This is a genomic window from Pseudoxanthomonas wuyuanensis (assembly GCF_900215535.1).
GTDB lineage: Bacteria > Pseudomonadota > Gammaproteobacteria > Xanthomonadales > Xanthomonadaceae > Pseudoxanthomonas_A > Pseudoxanthomonas_A wuyuanensis.
The window spans coordinates 1,107,258-1,124,939 of the sequence record NZ_OCND01000001.1; the positions used below are offsets into that span (position 1 = coordinate 1,107,258).

General features: G+C 65.9%; 18 protein-coding genes. 12 read left to right on the forward strand and 6 right to left on the reverse strand.

The window, feature by feature from the left end; genetic code table 11:
- Positions 1 to 58 precede the first annotated feature (58 nt).
- Complete coding sequence (locus CRO39_RS04685) at positions 59 to 334, forward strand: polyhydroxyalkanoic acid system family protein (RefSeq protein WP_097120658.1); 276 nt, start codon at positions 59 to 61, stop codon at positions 332 to 334.
- A gap of 113 nt (positions 335 to 447) precedes the next feature.
- Here CRO39_RS04685 and CRO39_RS04690 read toward each other — a convergent pair whose 3' ends face one another.
- A complete protein-coding gene (locus CRO39_RS04690) occupies positions 448 to 1,164 on the reverse strand; it encodes a DUF8198 family protein (protein ID WP_097120659.1) in 717 nt (238 codons plus the stop codon).
- 87 nt (positions 1,165 to 1,251) lie between these two features.
- Here CRO39_RS04690 and CRO39_RS04695 point away from each other — a divergent pair, with 87 nt between their 5' ends.
- From CRO39_RS04695 to CRO39_RS04710, 4 genes are all read left to right on the forward strand, one after another.
- Entirely contained in the window at positions 1,252 to 2,511 is a 1,260-nt protein-coding gene (locus tag CRO39_RS04695; protein WP_097120660.1) for a patatin-like phospholipase family protein, read from the forward strand.
- Between the two features lie 75 nt (positions 2,512 to 2,586).
- Complete coding sequence (locus tag CRO39_RS04700) at positions 2,587 to 3,123, forward strand: phasin family protein (protein ID WP_097120661.1); 537 nt, start codon at positions 2,587 to 2,589, stop codon at positions 3,121 to 3,123.
- Positions 3,124 to 3,409: 286 nt separating this feature from the next.
- Positions 3,410 to 4,351: a restriction endonuclease gene (locus CRO39_RS04705; protein WP_097120662.1), complete on the forward strand. Its 942-nt coding sequence runs from the start codon at positions 3,410 to 3,412 to the stop codon at positions 4,349 to 4,351.
- An 84-nt stretch (positions 4,352 to 4,435) separates the two neighbouring features.
- Positions 4,436 to 4,855: a group II truncated hemoglobin gene (locus tag CRO39_RS04710; protein WP_097120663.1), complete on the forward strand. Its 420-nt coding sequence runs from the start codon at positions 4,436 to 4,438 to the stop codon at positions 4,853 to 4,855.
- A 618-nt stretch (positions 4,856 to 5,473) separates the two neighbouring features.
- On the opposite strand, the gene CRO39_RS04715 is transcribed toward CRO39_RS04710, so the two are convergent.
- Positions 5,474 to 7,462, reverse strand: a complete 1,989-nt coding sequence (locus CRO39_RS04715; protein ID WP_097120664.1) for an SDR family oxidoreductase — start codon at positions 7,460 to 7,462, stop codon at positions 5,474 to 5,476.
- Positions 7,463 to 7,613: 151 nt separating this feature from the next.
- On the opposite strand from CRO39_RS04715, the gene CRO39_RS04720 reads away from it, so the two are divergent.
- Complete coding sequence (locus tag CRO39_RS04720) at positions 7,614 to 7,871, forward strand: acyl-CoA-binding protein (protein WP_097120665.1); 258 nt, start codon at positions 7,614 to 7,616, stop codon at positions 7,869 to 7,871.
- A gap of 10 nt (positions 7,872 to 7,881) precedes the next feature.
- Positions 7,882 to 8,508, forward strand: coding sequence for a TetR/AcrR family transcriptional regulator (locus CRO39_RS04725; protein WP_097120666.1), 627 nt, complete (start codon positions 7,882 to 7,884; stop codon positions 8,506 to 8,508).
- 14 nt (positions 8,509 to 8,522) lie between these two features.
- On the opposite strand, the gene CRO39_RS04730 is transcribed toward CRO39_RS04725, so the two are convergent.
- The 3 genes from CRO39_RS04730 to CRO39_RS04740 form a co-directional block, all read right to left on the reverse strand.
- Entirely contained in the window at positions 8,523 to 9,398 is an 876-nt protein-coding gene (locus tag CRO39_RS04730) for a universal stress protein (protein WP_176520155.1), read from the reverse strand.
- Positions 9,399 to 9,408: 10 nt separating this feature from the next.
- Complete coding sequence (locus CRO39_RS04735) at positions 9,409 to 11,019, reverse strand: SulP family inorganic anion transporter (RefSeq protein WP_425479657.1); 1,611 nt, start codon at positions 11,017 to 11,019, stop codon at positions 9,409 to 9,411.
- Between the two features lie 211 nt (positions 11,020 to 11,230).
- Positions 11,231 to 12,199 carry a helix-turn-helix transcriptional regulator gene (locus CRO39_RS04740; RefSeq protein ID WP_097120668.1) on the reverse strand — a complete coding sequence of 323 codons (969 nt, stop codon included), beginning with the start codon at positions 12,197 to 12,199 and terminating at the stop codon, positions 11,231 to 11,233.
- A gap of 88 nt (positions 12,200 to 12,287) precedes the next feature.
- Here CRO39_RS04740 and CRO39_RS04745 point away from each other — a divergent pair, with 88 nt between their 5' ends.
- Positions 12,288 to 12,695: a GFA family protein gene (locus CRO39_RS04745; RefSeq protein WP_097120669.1), complete on the forward strand. Its 408-nt coding sequence runs from the start codon at positions 12,288 to 12,290 to the stop codon at positions 12,693 to 12,695.
- A gap of 87 nt (positions 12,696 to 12,782) precedes the next feature.
- On the opposite strand, the gene CRO39_RS04750 is transcribed toward CRO39_RS04745, so the two are convergent.
- The gene (locus CRO39_RS04750) at positions 12,783 to 13,229 is read right to left on the reverse strand and encodes a phasin family protein (RefSeq protein ID WP_141400714.1); all 447 of its coding nucleotides are present in this window, start codon (positions 13,227 to 13,229) and stop codon (positions 12,783 to 12,785) included.
- Positions 13,230 to 13,416: 187 nt separating this feature from the next.
- Here CRO39_RS04750 and CRO39_RS04755 point away from each other — a divergent pair, with 187 nt between their 5' ends.
- From CRO39_RS04755 to CRO39_RS04770, 4 genes are all read left to right on the forward strand, one after another.
- The gene (locus tag CRO39_RS04755) at positions 13,417 to 14,271 is read left to right on the forward strand and encodes a tetratricopeptide repeat protein (RefSeq protein WP_097120802.1); all 855 of its coding nucleotides are present in this window, start codon (positions 13,417 to 13,419) and stop codon (positions 14,269 to 14,271) included.
- Positions 14,249 to 14,848, forward strand: a complete 600-nt coding sequence (locus CRO39_RS04760) for a hypothetical protein (protein ID WP_097120670.1) — start codon at positions 14,249 to 14,251, stop codon at positions 14,846 to 14,848. Before CRO39_RS04755 ends, CRO39_RS04760 begins: the two co-directional genes overlap by 23 nt.
- Before the next feature lie 362 nt (positions 14,849 to 15,210).
- Positions 15,211 to 16,380 (forward strand): flagellin, encoded by a 1,170-nt coding sequence (locus tag CRO39_RS04765; RefSeq protein ID WP_097120671.1) that lies wholly within the window; start codon positions 15,211 to 15,213, stop codon positions 16,378 to 16,380.
- A 79-nt stretch (positions 16,381 to 16,459) separates the two neighbouring features.
- Complete coding sequence (locus CRO39_RS04770; RefSeq protein ID WP_097120672.1) at positions 16,460 to 17,605, forward strand: flagellin; 1,146 nt, start codon at positions 16,460 to 16,462, stop codon at positions 17,603 to 17,605.
- The last annotated feature ends 77 nt before the right edge of the window (positions 17,606 to 17,682 follow it).

Here is a 17,682-nt window from a genome sequence, read left to right on the forward strand (position 1 = left end):
GCTTGGAGTCGGCGGTCCGGTTGCGCACAATACCGCCCCCGCTCCAGGAAACGGCCTCATGTCCCATATCGACATCCATCACCCGCACAGCAAGAGTCCGAGCCAGGCGCGCAAGGCCGTCGAGGATGTCGCCAGGAAGCTGGCGGAACGGTTCGAGATGAGCTACGAATGGCAGGGCGACACGCTCAACTTCAACCGCTCCGGCGTGGAGGGGCATATCGCGCTGCTGCCGAAGGCGCTGCACGTCACCGCCCGCCTGGGATTTCTGCTGTCGGTGATGAAGGGCCCCATCGAATCGGAAATCCGCCGGGTGCTGGACGAGAAGTTCGACTGAACCGGGGACAAATCAGGCGCTGACGGCGGCCGGGCCGCGTCTTCGATACGCGGCCGGGAATGCGCTAGAGCGTGTTATGGCCTTTGGGGTGAGTGCGAAGGCCATAACACGCTCTAGCCGGCGAAGGGATCGGCCTCGCCGGCAAACAGTCTTCGCGAGACCTCGCGCTCGGACCGCTCGATGTCCGCCACAAAGGCCTTGCCGTCGCCCAACGCGGAAAACGCGGCAAAGCCGCGCTCCAGAAATCCCTGCAGTTCGCCCAGGCCGGTGGCCTTGGCCGGGCCGCGCGACAGGCGCAGCAGGGTCGAAACTCCGGGCATGCGCACCGCCCTGGCCAGCCCGACGCCCAGGTGGGCGATCAGATCTATCTGATGGCCACGCAGGCGGGGATAGCCCACCTCCCGGTATGCGCGCGCGTACAGGTCCGGGTCCAGCCGCTTGCGGTTCGGCGCCAGCCGCTGCAAGGCCGCGGCCATGCGCAGGTCCAGCGCATGGGTCAATGCGCCCAGTTCGATGCCGTCGGCAACGGTCTCCAGCACCGTCGCCGGCAGCAACCGCTGCATCATCGGCACCACCTTGGCCACGTTGGCGTCGCGCCGGCTGAAATCGTGGTCGCCATAGACATCGGTCAGGAAGAACAGCGCAGCGGCGCGACGGCGCGGGTCGTTCAGGAAGTGCTCGAAACTGGCTTCCAGCCGCGCCGCCTGCCAGCGCCGCAGTTCCGGCAACCAGCGCAGGCCATTGCGGGGTTCGCATCGATGGTCGTGCAGGGTCCGGTGCCAGGCCAGCCGGCGTTCCAGCCGTTCGATCAGGGGGTTGTTGCGCGCCATGCCGCCATCATCCGGAGCCGCGCCCCCCGCCGCAAGCGCAACGGCAGGTCGGCTACACTCCGGCATCGGTCGGTCAACGGGTCATGCATGCTTTCGATTCACAGCGCCAGAAAACGCGGCAGCGGCGGCCGTATCGGACTGGCCGTCGCCGGCGGCGGCCCGATCGGCGGCATGTACGAACTGGGCGCCTTGCGCGCGATGGACGAAGCGCTGGACGGCCTGGATCCGACCCGCCTGGACTGCTACGTGGGGGTCAGCTCGGGGGCGTTCCTGGCCGCGGGCCTGGCCAACCGGATGGATACCGCCGAGATCTGCCGCATCTTCATCACCGGCACCAGCGACGACGCGCAGTTCCGGCCCGAGACGTTCCTGCGCCCCAACCTGGACGAATACCTGCAGCGCGCCGCCACCCTGCCCGGCCTCTATGCCGACTGGTTGCGGCGGCTGCTGCGCGACCCGCGCAAGGCCACGCGCTGGTCGGACCTGCTGCTGCGCTTCGGCGGGCTGGTGCCTACCGGGCTGTTCGACAACACCGGCGTCGAAAGCTTCCTGCGCGACATCTTTTCCCGCCGCGGACGCAGCAACGACTTCCGCAAGCTCGATGCCGATCTGTTCGTGGTGGCGGTGGATCTGGACAGCGGCGAAGCCGTGCGTTTCGGCGAACCCGGCTGGGACGAAGTGCCCATTTCGCAGGCGGTGCAGGCCAGTTCGGCGCTGCCCGGATTGTATTCGCCGGTGGAAATCAACGGCCGCCATTTCCTGGACGGTGCGCTGCGCCGCACCATGCATGGTTCCACCGTGCTGGATCGCGGCATCGATCTGATGATCGGCATCAATCCGCTGGTCCCGTTCGACGCCACCCATGCCGCGCCGCGGGCCGGCGAAGCCGAACAGATCCGGCTCACCAGCGGCGGATTGCCGGCGGTGCTGTCGCAGACGCTGCGCACGCTGCTGCAGTCGCGCATGCAGATTGGCATGGAGAAGTACCCGCGCCAGTACCCGAACATCGACCAGTTGCTGTTCGAACCCAACGCCCACGACAGCGAGCTGTTTTTCACCAATCTCTTCAGTTTTTCCTCGCGCCACCGCGTCTGCCAGCTGGCCTACCGCAACACCCTGGACGATCTGCGCAAGCGCGCCGATGTACTGCGGCCCATGCTGGCCGCACACGGCATCGGCCTGCGCGAGGACATCATCAACGATCGCCAGCGCTCGATTCTCGACGGCCTGGGCAGGCCGCCGCGGATGACCGAAACCACCGCGCGTCTGCGCCGCGCGCTCGACGATGTCGATAACCTGCTTGCGCAAAGACGCGCGCCGAAAGCCCGCCAGCAGCGTCATGCCTGATCCCCGCCGCTGGTGTGAAAGCTCTAGACAAGCCGCCGATTCTGGCGCCACATCTCCAACCGGCAACGGAAACCCATGGCCACTTTGAAAAAATCCGCACGCAAGAAGTCCGCCTCCTCGCAGAACGACAACCTGCAGGCGCAGGCCGAGCGTCTCTCCAAGAACCTGGGCGAATCCGCGCAGCAGGTATGGCTGGCCGGCGTTGGCGCTTTCGGCCGCGCGCAGGCCGAGGGCACCAAGCTGTTCGAAACGCTGGTCAAGGAAGGCCTGTCGCTGGAGCAGACCACCCGCAAGCTGGCCGGCGGTCGCGTCGATGCGGTTCGCGATGCGGTTGAAACCACGGTCGGGCAGGCGCGCGAACGCGCATCCGATACCTGGGACCGGCTGGAGAAAGTCTTCGAGGAGCGCGTGCAACGCGCCCTGCGCCGGCTGGAAGTACCCAGCCGCGAAGATCTTGGCGCCCTGCTCGACCGCGTGGATGCGCTCAACAGCGAACTGCGCAGGCTCGGCGGCGCAGCAGCGCCGAAGAAGCGTCCGGCCGCCAAGAAAGCCAGCAAACGCCCCGCCAAGAAAGCACCAGCAAAGCGCGCGGCGAAGAAATCGGCCCGCTAAACGCACTGTTCCGGTGCAGTCGCGGTTGCCGAGCAATTTGTTGTTGCAAGGCAACATGGAAAGCGTAACAATCGTTCTGGGCCCGCCAGTCCAGACGAAGTACGTATGCTCCCCTCCCCTTACGGCTTCGGACTGGCGGGCCTTTTTCGTCTGCGCTCGGCGAACCTGGCATGGCGCCGGCAGCAAGGTTTCGGCGCCCTTCGCGTAGTCATCCCCCCGACAGGCAGCGCCCTCGGCGGCCGGTTAGAATGGCCGGCTTTCTACCCTGCGTTTTTGCCTGCACCTTATGCTCGCCTGGCTCTCCGGATTGGCCGTTACGTTGCTGAGCGGCATCATCGCAACGCTTTATCTCTGGCTGTTCCGCCGCCGTAGCGACGAATTGGCCGCAGGCCTGAAGGCCCTGTCGGCTTTACGCTGGCGCGAGTTCTCGCGGCTCGTGCTGGCCGCCATGGCCAGCCGCGGCCTGCACCCGATCAATCCGCAGCAGGATGAATCGCGCGAACCGCAGTCCAGTTTCATGCTGGCCAAAGACGGCAAGCGCTGGCTGCTGGCCTGCAAGCATGGCTCGGCCTACCGCATCGGCGCCGCCCCCGTCGTCGAACTGGCCTCCAACATCCGCCTGCGCAGCGCCGCCGGCGGCATCCTGGCCACCGAAGGCCACGTCGAGAAGGAAGGCCGCGACGCCGCCCAGAACAACCACATCGAAGTGCTGGATGGGCCGCGCCTGTGGCCGGAAGTCAAATCGCTGCTGGACGAGCCGCTGCGCGAATCGACGGTCGGCGCGGCGGCCACCCGCGCCAAGCGCCATATCGCCATCGCCTGGCTGGCCGCGGTGGCCATCGGCCTGTTGGTCGCGGTGACGCTGGCCAGCCGGATGCCGGCAGAGCGGCAGGCCGCCGCCCCGGTCGGCAATGCCCTGCCTGCCGCCGCCGCTCCACCCGCTCCGGATGCGCCGGCGCCTGCGCTTGTAGAGGCCACCGAGGAAGAAATCGAGGGCCAGCGGCTGGCGGTATCGAAAGCGCTGGCCCGCGCGCCGGGCATCAAGCGAGGGGTATGGCAGACCAAGCTGACGCTGTCGGTGGACCGGGTTGCCTCCGAGGCGGAAGTCTGGCCCATCATCTGCCAGCAGGTCGAGCTGTATCCAGATCTGCGCACGGTGCGCATCCAGCTCAATCCGCCGCCTGGCAGCGACGAACCGACCCGCTGGCGCCAGTGCAAGACGATGTAGGCAGCGGCCTGCGACATTTCGCCGCTGTGCCGGGAGAGCGGCGGCGGCGATCATGGCCACTTCCTTTCCGCGCCGCTGGCATCGATGAAATCATCTTCCGCACTTCCCTATGAACGCATCGGTGGCGAAGCGGGGCTGCGCCGGATGACCCGGCGCATGTACGCGCTGATGGATACGCTGCCCGAAGCGGCGGCAGTACGCGCGCTGCACCCGGCCGATCTGTCCGGCAGCGAACAGAAACTGTTCGAGTTCCTCAGCGGCTGGCTGGGCGGACCGCCGTTGTTCGTGCAGCGCCACGGCGCGCCGATGCTGCGCGCCCGCCACCTGGACTTCGCCATTGGCATGGAGGAAGTCAACGGCTGGCTGCTGTGCTTCCACCAGGCGCTGCACGAAACCGTGGACGATCACGAACTTCGCGAGTTCATCTGGCCTCGCATCGAACCGCTGGCCCTGCATATGCGCAATACGCAGGCGCTGCCGGTCGGATGGAGCGCTGCGCCTTAGAAGGCGTCCACGATCTCCTGCGGCACGTCAATGGCTCCTTTTGTGGGAGCGACGTCAGTCGCGAGGAAGCAGCACGTCGCAACTGACCGGTACCGCACGTTGGCGCCACTCTCACAAAGAGCCTGCTCGTGGCCTTGTATGGCTAAAGATGGCTTCTCTCCCGGTGAGGGATGGTGGCGCCCCCGGCAGCCGGTCTGTGTGCGGGCTTCGGAAGCAGGCGGCGCCCCGACCGGAGCATGCTTTTCGGCTCGGTCAGCCATCCCTGGCTGACTCGCCGCCGCAGGCCATCGTGGCCTGCTTTCCGCATACCCCGGTCGGGACGTCGCATCGGCGATGGCGATTGGTTGTTGCCGCTCCTAGGGCCTGTCACCGAAGCGCCGATGGCAGGCCAAGCTGCGCTGTGTCCTGGGGGCCGCGCAGAGCGCGCCAGGGATGGCGCGCGCCCGAGTCAGGGCACGACGCCCTGACCGAGGGAAAAGCGGTTCCCGGCCGCCAGGATCCGGAGCCCCGCACGAGCCACCCGGTAATGCATCACCTTACTTGAGAGAAAAACCTCAAAAAAATAGGAAAAGCGACACAGAAGCCATCCCCGGTCCCGAGTCCCTGGTTCCTGGCCCACTACCAATGCACGCCGCGCATCAATGACGCGAAGGCGATCTGCTCGTGGCTGGGCGCCTCGTCCTTCAATGCCTTGCGGTCGCCCTTGGCGGCGGCCGAATCCGGAAACAGTTCGAACGCGGTGTTCATCACCACTTCGTAGGCCTTAGGCGCCACCGCGTTGAGCAATGCCGCGAAGATGCCCAGGCGGGTGGCGATGCGGCTGGGCTTTTCGATGATCGCCCTGACCAGCAGATCCGCCGCCTCTTCCGGGCTCAGCGTCGGCACGCTGTCGTACATCTTGGTCGGGGCGATCATCGGCGTCTTGACCAGCGGCATGTTGACGGTGGTGAAGCTGATGCCCTTGCCCGACAACTCGCCCTGCGCGCAGCGGCTGAACGCGTCCAGCGCCGCCTTCGACGCCACATAGGCCGAGAACCGCGGCGAATTGGCCAGCACGCCAATCGAACTGATGTTGATGATGTGGCCCTTGCGGCGCTGCGTCATCGCCGGCATGAAACCCATGATCAGGCGGATGCTGCCGAAATAGTTCAGCTGCATCGTGCGTTCGAAGTCATGGAAACGGTCGTAGCTGGCCTCGATGGAGCGGCGGATGGAACGGCCTGCGTTGTTGATCAGGATGTCGACCTGGCCGTGCTCGTCCAGCACCTTCTTGACCAGGCGGTCGCAGTCGGCCATGTCGGACAGATCGGCGGTGTAGGCGAACACCTTGCCGCCCCTGGCCTTCATCTCGTCGCGCGCCTTGAACAGTTCCTCCTCGCCGCGGGCGACGATGACGGTCACCGCACCGGCTTCGGCCACGCGCTGGGCGGTGGACAGGCCGATGCCCGAGGAACCGCCGGTGATGACCACCACCTTGTTGCGCACCTTGCCCTTGAGCGTGCGGTCGATGAACAGATCCGGATCCAGGTGGCGTTCCCAGTAGTCCCACAGGCGCCAGGCGTAGTCGTCCAGCCGCGGCACCGAAATCCCGCTGCCCTTGAGCGCGCGCTCGGCTTCGCGGCTGTCGAAACGGGTGGGATAGGTGATGAACTTCAGCACTTCCTTGGGAATCTTGAAATCGCGCAGCAGCATGCCGATGAAGCGCCGCACCGGCGGCAGGTTGCCGACCGCGGTACGGATGCTGCCGGGCACGAAGGCGAACATCCGCGCATCCAGCCGCATCGTCATTTCCGGCGCATGGCCGGCGCGGCAGAAGGCATTGAGCACCTCGCCGACCCGCATCGGTTCCGGATCGGTCAGATGGAACGTGTGTCCGTCCAGCTTGGGCTTGTGCGCGATGTGGTCCATCGCATCGGCGACGAAGTCGACCGGCACGATGTTGATACGCCCGCCCTCGATGCCCAGCACCGGCATCCATTGCGGCAGCAGTTCGCGCAATTTCTTGATCAGGGTGAAGAAGTAGTACGGCCCGTCGATCTTGTCGATCTCGCCGGTCTGCGAGTGCCCGACCACCATGCCCGGGCGGTAGATGCGCCATTTCAGCCTGGTTTCCGCGCGGACCATGCCTTCGGAATCGTGCTTGGTACGCAGATACGGATCGTCCAGGCCCTCGGCTTCCTCGAACATGTCCTCGCGGAAGATGCCCGGGTACAGGCCGGCGGCGGCGATCGAACTGGTGTGGTGGAACGTACCGGCCTTGATGGCCGCGGCCAGATCCAGCGCGTGCCGGGTGCCGTCGATATTGGCGGCCTGCTGCGCCTGCGCGGTCGCGGTCAGGTCGTAGATGGCGGCCAGGTGAAAGAAATGTTTCACCTTGCCGGACAGGGTGCGGATCTGCGCCGGCGTCAGGCCGCACCTGGGCTTGGTCATGTCGCCGTGCACCACGGCGATTTTCTTCATGTCCCAGCCGGCCTTCTTCGCGATGGCATCGAACTTCTTCTGCGAATCCTTGCGCACCAGCACATGAACGGTACCGCTGCGCTTCAACAGGTTGCCGACCAGATAGCGCCCGATGAATCCGGTGGCGCCGGTAACGAAGTAGCTCATGACCTTCCGTCCCTAGTTGTGCGGGCGCCGCCCCTCCGCCGCGCCCTGCCGGCCTAACTTGCCAGACCGGCCAGCATTCGACAATCCCGGGCCGATTGACCGCCAATGCCGCCCGTGGTGTGATGAAGCGGTCTCTCGGGAGGGAACATCCATGGCCGATCTGAAAACCGCGTTCGAGCAGGCATCAAAAGACATCCAGGGCCTGTCCGAACGCCCCGACAACGACACCCTGCTGCGGCTGTATGCGCTGTACAAGCAGGGCTCGGAAGGCGACGTCAAGGGCGACAAGCCGGGCTTCTTCGATTTCGTCGGCACCGCCAAGTACGAGGCCTGGAGCAAGCTCAAGGGCACCGCGCCGGAGGATGCGCAGAAAAAGTACGTGGATCTGGTGAAGAAGCTGACGGCGTGATCCTACGTTAGTGGCGCGCGATACCCGCCAGCGCATCCTCGATGCCTCGCTTGCGATGTTCAATGCGCAAGGCGAGCCTCACGTCACCACCAACCATATCGCCGATGAGCTGGAAATCAGCCCGGGCAATCTGTACTACCACTTCCGCAACAAGGACGACATCATCGAGCAGCTGTTCGCGCGCTATGAGGAGCGCATGGACGCCGCCCTGGCCACGCCCAGCGAGCGCCTGCCGGGTCTGGAAGACATCTGGCTGCAGCTGCATCTGATCTTCGAGTGCATCTGGGACTACCGCTTCCTGTACCGGGACCTGGTCGAAATCCTCAGCCGCAACCGCCGCATCCGCCTGCGTTTTGCCCGCATCCTCAAGCGCGCCGACGACAGCGCCCATGCGGTGATGCGCGGCATGGGACAGGCCGGGGTGATGCGCGCCACGGCCGACGAACTGGCCGCCACCGCCACCAATATCCTGGTCATCGCCACGTTCTGGCTCAACTATGCCGCCGCCCGCGGCGACAAGGACGAACAGATCGCGATACGCCGCGGCATCGTGCAGGTGATGATGCTGGTGGCGCCATTCCTGCGCGATGCCGAGCGCGTGCATCTGAATACGCTGACCCAGGCTTACCTGGACTGAAACGGCAATAGCCCCTAGCGCAGCAGCAACACCGGGATCTGACAGGTGCGCAGCACTTGGGTAGTGGTGCTGCCGACGATCATCGTGCGGATGCGCGAGTGGCCGTAGGCGCCCATCACCAGCAGGTCGATGGCGTACTCCTCGACCTGCTGCGGGATGACCGTGTCGGCAGCGCCAGCGACGATTCGCGCGGCCGGTTCGAAACCCGCTTCCTGCAGCCGCGCCTGCGCCCACTGCAGATGGCCCTGATGGGCGGCGTCATTTTCGCCGACCATCAACAGTTCGCAGGCCAGACCTTTCAACAACGGGCTGGCGCAGACCATCTCCACGCATTTGCGGGTGGTGGCGCTGCCGTCGAAGGCGACCATGAAACGCCGGATCGGCTTGAATGCGCGCGAAGCCACCAGCACCGGACGATGCACCGCACGGACCACACGCTCCAGGTTGCTGCCCAGATGTCCCTTGGCGAAATCGGCGTGCTCGCCGCGTTTGCCGACCACGAACAACCTCACCTCGGCCTCCGAATCCAGCAGGCTCTCCAGCACCGAACCATGGCGCTGGCGGACTTCGGCGCGCACACCGTGAGTGGCGGTGATCCGCTCGCGCAGACCTTCCAGCAAGGTGCGTCCGTGTTCCTGCGCCAGCTTGGCGCGGCGTTCATCCAGCACCGACAGTTCGGCCAGCAGCGCTTCCTGCGTGCCCAGCGACAGGCTGCCGCTGAGGTCGCGGGTTGCCGCTTCGCTGACGCGATCTATCGCATGCAGCAGCTCCAGCCCGGCCGACAGCCGGGACGCCGCCCAGCCTGCATGCTCGGCGACGCTGGGCGCGTACGGCGAGGCGTCGACGGCGGCCAGCACGCGGCCTTCGGTATGAATCAATGGCGTATTCATCGTGGTTTCCTCAGTGGCCGCCCATCAGGCGTTCAGCATCGGGCTTGTCGTGAACGCCCAGTCTGTCGACCAGGGTAGCGCTGGCCTCGTCAAGGCCCAGGATCTCGACCTGGGCGCCTTCGCGCCGGAATTTCAGCACCACCTTGTCCAGTGCGCCGACCGCGCTGAGATCCCAGAAATGCGCGCCGGACACGTCGATGGTGACGCGTTCCAGCACCTCCTTGAAATCGAACGCCGAGACGAAGCTGTCGGCCGAAGCGAAGAAGACCTGGCCGGTGACGGTATATGTCCGCGACAGGCCGTCGACGCCGGCAGTCGAACCGACGTGCAGCACGCGGCCAACCTTGCGGGCGAAGAACAATGCCGACAGCAGCACGCCGGTCAACACGCCCTTGGCCAGGTCGTGGGTGAACACCGTGACCGCTACGGTGCCGATCATCACGATGCTGGAGGTGCCCGGATGCGTGCGCAGGTGCTTGATCGAACTCCAGCTGAAAGTGCCGATGGACACCATGATCATCACCGCCACCAACGCCGCCATCGGAATCTGCTTGACCCACGGGCCGGCGAACACCACCAGCATCAGCAGCACGCTGCCGGCCACCAGCGCCGACAGGCGCCCGCGACCGCCGGATTTCACGTTGATCACCGACTGCCCAATCATCGCGCAGCCGGCCATGCCGCCAAGGAAGCCGGAGGCGATGTTGGCCACGCCCTGCCCTGCGCACTCGCGGTTCTTGTCGCTGGGGGTATCGGTCAGGTCATCGACGATCTGCGCGGTCAACAGCGATTCCAGCAGGCCGACCACGGCCATCGTTGCCGACACGGGCAGGATGATCCGCAGCGTTTCCAGGGTCAGGGGGACATCGGGCAGCAGGAATACCGGCAGGCTGTCGGGCAGCTCGCCCTTGTCGCCCACCGTGGGCACGATGATGCCGAAATACAGCGCCAGGCCGGTCAGCAGCACGATCGCCACCAACGGCGACGGTACCACCAGATCGCGGGTCCAGCGCCGCGACAGCAGCAGCGCCGCGATACCGATGGTCGAGACCCAGTACAGCATGCGCGCGTCGACGCTACCGGCGACCAGCGCGAATCCGACGACCAGCAGGTATAGCCCGATGCCCGGAAACAGCACGCGTCCCAGCCACGGCAGGCCGTAGATGATCAAAAGCCCCAGCGCCACCATCGGATAGACCAGCCACGGCACGCTGATCAGTTCCGGCAGCTGCGCCATGAAAATCAGGATGGCCAGCGCATTGACGAAGCCGGTGATGACCGAGCGCGAGATGAAGCGCATCAGCGAACCCAGTTTCATCGCGCCGGCGACAATCTGCAGCACGCCGGTCAACAGCGTCGCGGCCAGCAGATATTGCAGGCCATGGTCTTTGACCAGCCCCACCATCAGCAGCGCCATCGCGCCGGTGGCCGCGGAAATCATGCCGGGGCGGCCACCGGTAAAGGCGATGACCACGGCGATGCAGAACGAGGCGTACAGGCCAACCTTGGGGTCGACTCCGGCGATAATCGAAAAAGCGATGGCCTCGGGAATCAACGCAAGTGCGACCACCAGCCCGGCCAGAACGTCGCCACGGACGTTACCGAACCATTGCTGGCGCAGGGAAGACGAAATATTCAAGACAGGAGTTCCATACCGGGGCATGGCCCGGACGCGTTGGCAAAGAAAGAACAGCAGCTTCCCTGCCTCAGCGGAGGCAGGCATGGTCGGGCCAGCGCTAGGGTGGCGTAATCACAGGCAAACGGGAGCGCTCTGGGGGCGGTGCGACGGCATAGCCTTCGCAGGAGCGAAAATTGTAGCCGATTGCGCGAACTCAGGCCTGCGGAAAGCGCGATGGCAGAAGGCCACGCTGCAGTCCGTCCAGCGCATGCAGCAATGCATCGCCCAGTCCGCCGTCGTCGATCAGCTCGAAATCGATGCCCAGGAAAGCCAGTTGCGCCAGCAGTTCGCCGGCCGATTCGACGCCGGTTTCCAGCAGGCAATGGCCATCGTCCAACGCATGCAGCACCCCGCACCAGGCGGGAATACCCGGCGCCAGCGCTGCGGCCGCGCCCTTCAACCTGACCTGCACGCGATGGCGCGCCGGCGGCTGGGTGATGCTGCGCGACAGGTACTCGGCGACATCGCCGGGAAACGCGCGCGGCGGAAACTGCGCCGCGGTGGTTTCGATGCGCCGCATCCGGTCGATGCGGAAGATGCGCCAGTCTTGGCGCTGCAGGTCCCAGGCCAGCAGGTACCAGCGGCTGCCGCTATGGGCCAGGCGCAGCGGTTCCAGCGTGCGCTTGCTGGCCTTGCCGTCGCGGTCGCCATAGTCGATGCGCAGGCGGAATCCGTCGCGGGCGGCCACCGCTATCGCCGTCAGATCGTCGACCTGCGACGCGCTGGAAGCGCTGGGCAGCGACAGGGTGACCGAGTACAGCGCGCTGGCGCGGCGGCGCAGCCGCGCCGGCAGCCACTGATCCAGCTTGGCCAGCAGTCCGATTGCCGTTTCCTCCATGCCGGCCACGCTGGCGGCGGCGGTGCGCAGCGCCACCGCAACCGCCACGGCTTCGTCGTCTTCCAGCAATACCGGCGGCATCGAACTGCCCGAACCCAGCGCATAACCGCCACCGGGACCGGACGAAGCCTGCACCGGATAGCCCAGCTCGCGCAGGCGTTCGACATCGCGGCGCAGGGTGCGGCGGTCGACTTCCAGCTCGGCGCTGAGGTCGCCGCCAGTCCAGTGCCGCCGCGATTGCAGCAGCGACAGCAGGCGCAACAACCGGTGCGAGGTTCTCAACATGGGTGCCAGTATGCCGGCTATCGCGGACCGTTTCTGTCCTCGACAGCTGCGAGGCTTGTCGGCATTCCACCACCACGGAGAGCGCTCGATGGCTGTAAAGACCTACCAGGGAAGCTGCCACTGCGGACAAGTACGCTACCAAGCCGATATCGATCTGGCCGCCGGCAGCGGCCGCTGCAATTGCTCGATCTGCAGCAAGACCCGCTACTGGGGCACGATCATCAAGCCGGGCGCGTTCCGCCTGCTGGCCGGCGCCGATCAGCTGAGCGACTACCAGTTCGGCAGCAAGGTCGGCCATCACCTGTTCTGCCGGCATTGCGGCGTCCGTCCTTTCGGGCGCGGCGAGCTGGAGGTGCTGGGCGGCGAGTACTATTCGATCAACATCGCCTGTCTGGACGGCGTCGATCATGCCGAACTGGCCGCCACGCCGGTACGCTACTTCAACGGCCGCGACAACGACTGGTTTTCCGAGCCGGCGGTGACCCGGCACTTGTAGTTGGTTTGCCGCGGCAACGGAGCATCATCCCCAGGCTGCCGGCGAAGCGGCTGGCCCGTTGATGGCGTGCAGGAGCGCGTGCGCCCGTCAACGCTTCGAACTGCCGGCAGCACGCTTACGGCCGGCGGGCTTGGCGGCAGCAGACTTGGCAGCGGGCTTGCGCGCCGGGGCGCGGGTGCGCTTGGCGGCCGTCTTGCTGCCGGTTTTGCGGGTACGCGGCCTGGCCTTGGGTTTCGGCCGCAGGCCCAGCTTGACCAGCACAGGAGCCAGCCGCGCCTCGACCTCGGCGCTGAACTGGTCGGCCCGCGCCTCGCCCTGTTCGCGCGCACTGGCAATGCCGTCGCGCAGGTTGGCCTGGGTTTGGCTGACCAGCCTGCCGGCCTGCCGCTTCAGCGACTCGGCTTTGGCGGCAGCGTCGTTGGCGGCATTCAATGCTTCGCGGCGGACGATGGCGACGGCACCCAGACCGGCCAACCAGATGTGGCGCAGCGTGGTCTGCTGGGGCTGGGTACGGGTTGTCTTCTTGGTGGCCATGATGGGGGTCCTGACGCCGAACCGGAAGGTCGGCTTGCGGGATCGATGCTGCCCAGCGACGATGGAGTAAACACACTATTGACCCGGGAGCGAGCCAGCCCGCGCGCCACTGCCATGGTCCGGCGGCGGGACTTGCCAGTCGGGTTGCGCGCGGCCATGCTCGGCGCATTCCTTGGAGGGGATGCACATGGCAACGAAGACATCGAAGTGGGCGCCGTTTCCGCACGACGCCAAGGCCTACGCGTATGCGGGCGATGCGCTGAAGAAGGCCTGGCCGGCGTTGCATGCCGGCGACAACGAACCTTACCCGGACAACAAGCGCGCGCAGGCGCTGATCGATGCCGCCGGCAAGGCTGCCAAAGGGCTGGACGCGGCAACCATCGCCTCGCAGCTGCAACAGGCCTGGCGGGCCTTCCATCACGGCGACTTCCACGATGCGTTCGAAACCGGCCAGGCGCTGGGGCCGCTGGGGGCCTCGGTGGCGGTCAAGGCGCTGGGCATCCATGCCACCTATCTGGTCGAAGATGAAGGCGAGCGGCTCAAGCGCTTCGAACAGGCCGCCAAACTGGCCGAAGCGGCAATCAAGGCGCTGCCGGACGAAGCCAACAGCCACTACCGCCATGCCTTTGCGCTGGGCCGCTACAGCCAGGGCCTGAGCATCGCCAAGGCGCTCAAGCAGGGCATCGCCGGCAAGGTGCGCGAGGCGCTCAATGCCACCCTGGAACTGGCGCCCAAGCACGCCGAAGCGCACACCGCCCTGGCGCTCTACCACGCCGAAATCATCGGCAAGATCGGCGCGATGATCGGCGGCCTGACCTACGGCGCCAAGGCGACGGAAGCCGAATCGCATATCAGGACCGCATTGAAGCTCACCCCCGACTCGCCCATCGCCCACATCGAACACGGCAACGTGCTGTTGCTGCTGTACAGCGACAAGAAAGAGGACGCGGCGGCGGCGGCTTTCGAGAAGGCCGGCAAGCTCAAGCCCAGGGATGCGATGGAAGCGCTGGACGCGGCATATGCGAATTCGCAGCTGGAATAAGCGTCTGCATTGCGCACTGGCCGCAGCCTGCCTGCTGCCGGTCGTCGGCCTGGCGCAATCGGGCAGTGCCGCTGCCGCCTCCGCCGTCGCCGAACCGCCGTCGGCTGCGGCTGTCGATGCGGCTGTGGAACCTCCCGACACCCTGGTCGATGCATTGACCTGCCGCACTCCCAACGCCGCTCTGCCCGGCCTGCTGACAAGGCTGCGCCGCGAACGGCCGGCCGACTTCCGCCAGACCGAACGCCAGTACGCCACCCCCAGAATGGATCTGTACCGGCTGGCACGGCCGGTACGCGCCTGGGGTCATGAAAGCGACGCCGTCGTACTGACCGATCAGCGCGTGCTGCTGGCGGTCGACAACCCGCTGGAACAAGCGGTCGGTCTGCTCGAACAGGAACTGGAACAGACGCGCGCAGCGCCGCTGTCCGGCGCGCTGGACGACATGCATGCGCTGGTGATCTACCCGGGGGATCACCCCGGCCTGGAAAACCGTGTGCTGTTGGGCTGCGAATACCGCACTCCCGGACTCCTGCTGCTGGACGAACCGGCCGACGACTGGAATCCGGCCACGCCCTGATCCGCGATGCGGATGCCGGGTGCATCGTCAGGGGCAGCCAGCATTGTCCCGGCGGGCCGCACCCGCAAAACCGGCAACCGCTAAAGTTCCTGCGAATGTTGCCGACAGGCGCGTTCGCGCGCGCGCAATCAAATTGCCGCGCCGTCATCCATGACTGAAGAATCGGCTTGGAAACAGCTTTTTTCCGCGACTCCGCCAGCCTTCGGGATTTCCCCCTAGCACAAATTTCCGGTCCGGGCCTAAAGGTTTTTCCGGCAGCGCCGTTATCCATTTCGCAAGCAGAGGGCGACTAGCCACCAACACAAAAAACCGGCAGCACCCTCTTCCATCAACGCCGGGACCCATATAAGAGGAGACGACCCATGGCACAGGTAATCAACACCAACACGATGTCCTTGAACGCTCAGCGCAACCTGAGCACCAGTGGCGCTTCATTGGCCACCACCATCCAGCGCCTGTCTTCGGGCCTGCGCATCAACAGCGCCAAGGACGATGCGGCCGGTCTGGCCATTTCCGAACGCTTCAGCACCCAGATTCGCGGCCTGGACGTGGCCGTGCGCAACGCCAACGACGGCATTTCGCTGGCCCAGGTCGCCGAAGGCTCGCTGACCGAAATCGGCAACAACCTGCAGCGCATCCGCGAACTGTCGGTGCAGTCGGCCAATGCCACCAACTCGGCTTCCGACCGCGCCGCGCTGAACGCCGAAGTCAAGCAGCTGACCGCCGAAATCGACCGCGTCGCCAAGCAGTCCGACTTCAACGGCACCAAGCTGCTGGATGGTTCGTTCACCAGCCAGCTGTTCCAGGTCGGCGCCAACGCCGGCCAGGCGATCGCCATCGACAAAGTCGTCAATGCCAAGGCCGATACGCTGGGCAACGTCAATTTCGCCGCCGCGCAGACGGCCACCGCCGCCGCCGTCGACGCCACCGCCGACAACTCGCTGACCGGCATGGTCATCAATGGCGTGACCATTGCCGATGTCGAATGGAAGCAGGGCACGTCGGCTGCCAACGTCGCTGCGGGCATCGCGGGTGCGATCAATGCGCAGATTGGCGAAACCGGCGTCTACGCGTCGGTCGACAACGGCACCATCACCCTGACCTCGGTCAAGCAGGGCCAGGACTTCGCCTACACCGCAGGCACCTTGGCCGTGGCCGACGAAGTCGGCCTGGCCGGCATCGCCGCGACCGCCGATGCGGTCGATGGCACCACCGCCTTTGTCGACGGCCTGGATGTGACGACCTTTGCCGGCGCCCAGCAGGCGCTGGAAATCGTCGACGCCGCACTGACCTCGGTCAATGGCGCCCGCGCCGACCTGGGCGCCATCCAGAACCGCTTCACCTCGGTGGTGGCCAACCTGCAGGCCAGTTCGGAAAACCTGGCCGCCTCGCGCAGCCGCATCCGCGACACCGACTTCGCCAAGGAAACCGCCGAACTGACCCGTACCCAGATCCTGCAGCAGGCCGGCACGGCCATGCTGGCCCAGGCCAACCAGGTGCCGCAGAACGTGCTCAGCCTGCTGCAACGCTAACCCCCGCTTCCCCGGCGGCACGGCGGGGAACGTTCGGACCACTCACCCCCGTGCGACAAACGCCTAAGGAACTTTTTCAATGGCACAGGTAATTAACACCAACACCATGTCGCTCAATGCTCAGCGCAACCTGAGCACCAGTGGCGCCTCATTGGCCACCACCATCCAGCGGCTGTCGTCCGGCCTGCGCATCAACAGCGCCAAGGACGACGCCGCCGGCCTGGCCATCTCCGAACGTTTCAGCACCCAGATTCGCGGCCTGGACGTGGCCGTGCGCAACGCCAACGACGGCATCTCGCTGGCCCAGGTCGCCGAAGGTTCGCTGACCGAAATCGGCAACAACCTGCAGCGCATCCGCGAACTGTCGGTGCAGTCGGCCAACGCCACCAACTCGGCTTCCGACCGCGCCGCGCTGAACGCCGAAGTCAAGCAACTGACCTCGGAAATCGACCGCGTCGCCAAGCAGTCCGACTTCAACGGCACCAAGCTGCTGGACGGTTCGTTCACCAGCCAGCTGTTCCAGGTCGGCGCCAACGCCGGCCAGGCCATCGCCATCGACAAGGTGGTCGACGCCAAGGCCAATGCCCTGGGCAACGTCAAGTTCGCTGCCGACGTCACCGGCACCGCGATTGCCGACGCCACCGCCGATGGCAGCATCGAAGGGCTGACCATCAATGGCGTCGCCATCGACACCGTCGAGTACAAGGACGGCGCCACCGGCGCGGATATCGCCAAGGCACTGTCCAGCGCGATCAACGCCAAGCTGGGCGAAAGCGGCGTATTCGCTTCGGTCGACGGCGATCAGGTCACGCTGACCTCGGTCAAGGCCGATACCGATCTGGTGATTGGCGGCACGGTGACCGGCAGCGGCTTCACTGCTGCCACGACCGATGCGGCCGACAGCGATGCCAGCTTCGCCTCGGACCTGGACATCACCACGTTCGAAGGCGCGCAGAAGGCGCTGGAAATCGTCGATGCCGCGCTGACCGCCGTCAACGGCGCCCGCGCCGACCTGGGTGCGGTGCAGAACCGCTTCACCTCGGTGGTGGCCAACCTGCAGTCCAGCTCGGAAAACCTGGCCGCCTCGCGCAGCCGCATCCGCGACACCGACTTCGCCAAGGAAACCGCCGAACTGACCCGCACCCAGATCCTGCAGCAGGCCGGTACGGCCATGCTGGCCCAGGCCAACCAGGTGCCGCAGAACGTGCTCAGCCTGCTGCGTTAATCCGCTCAGGCGCCGGAACGGGCGCTTCCCGCGCCCGCTCCGGTCACGGCTTACACCACAAAGTCATCCCGCCAAAG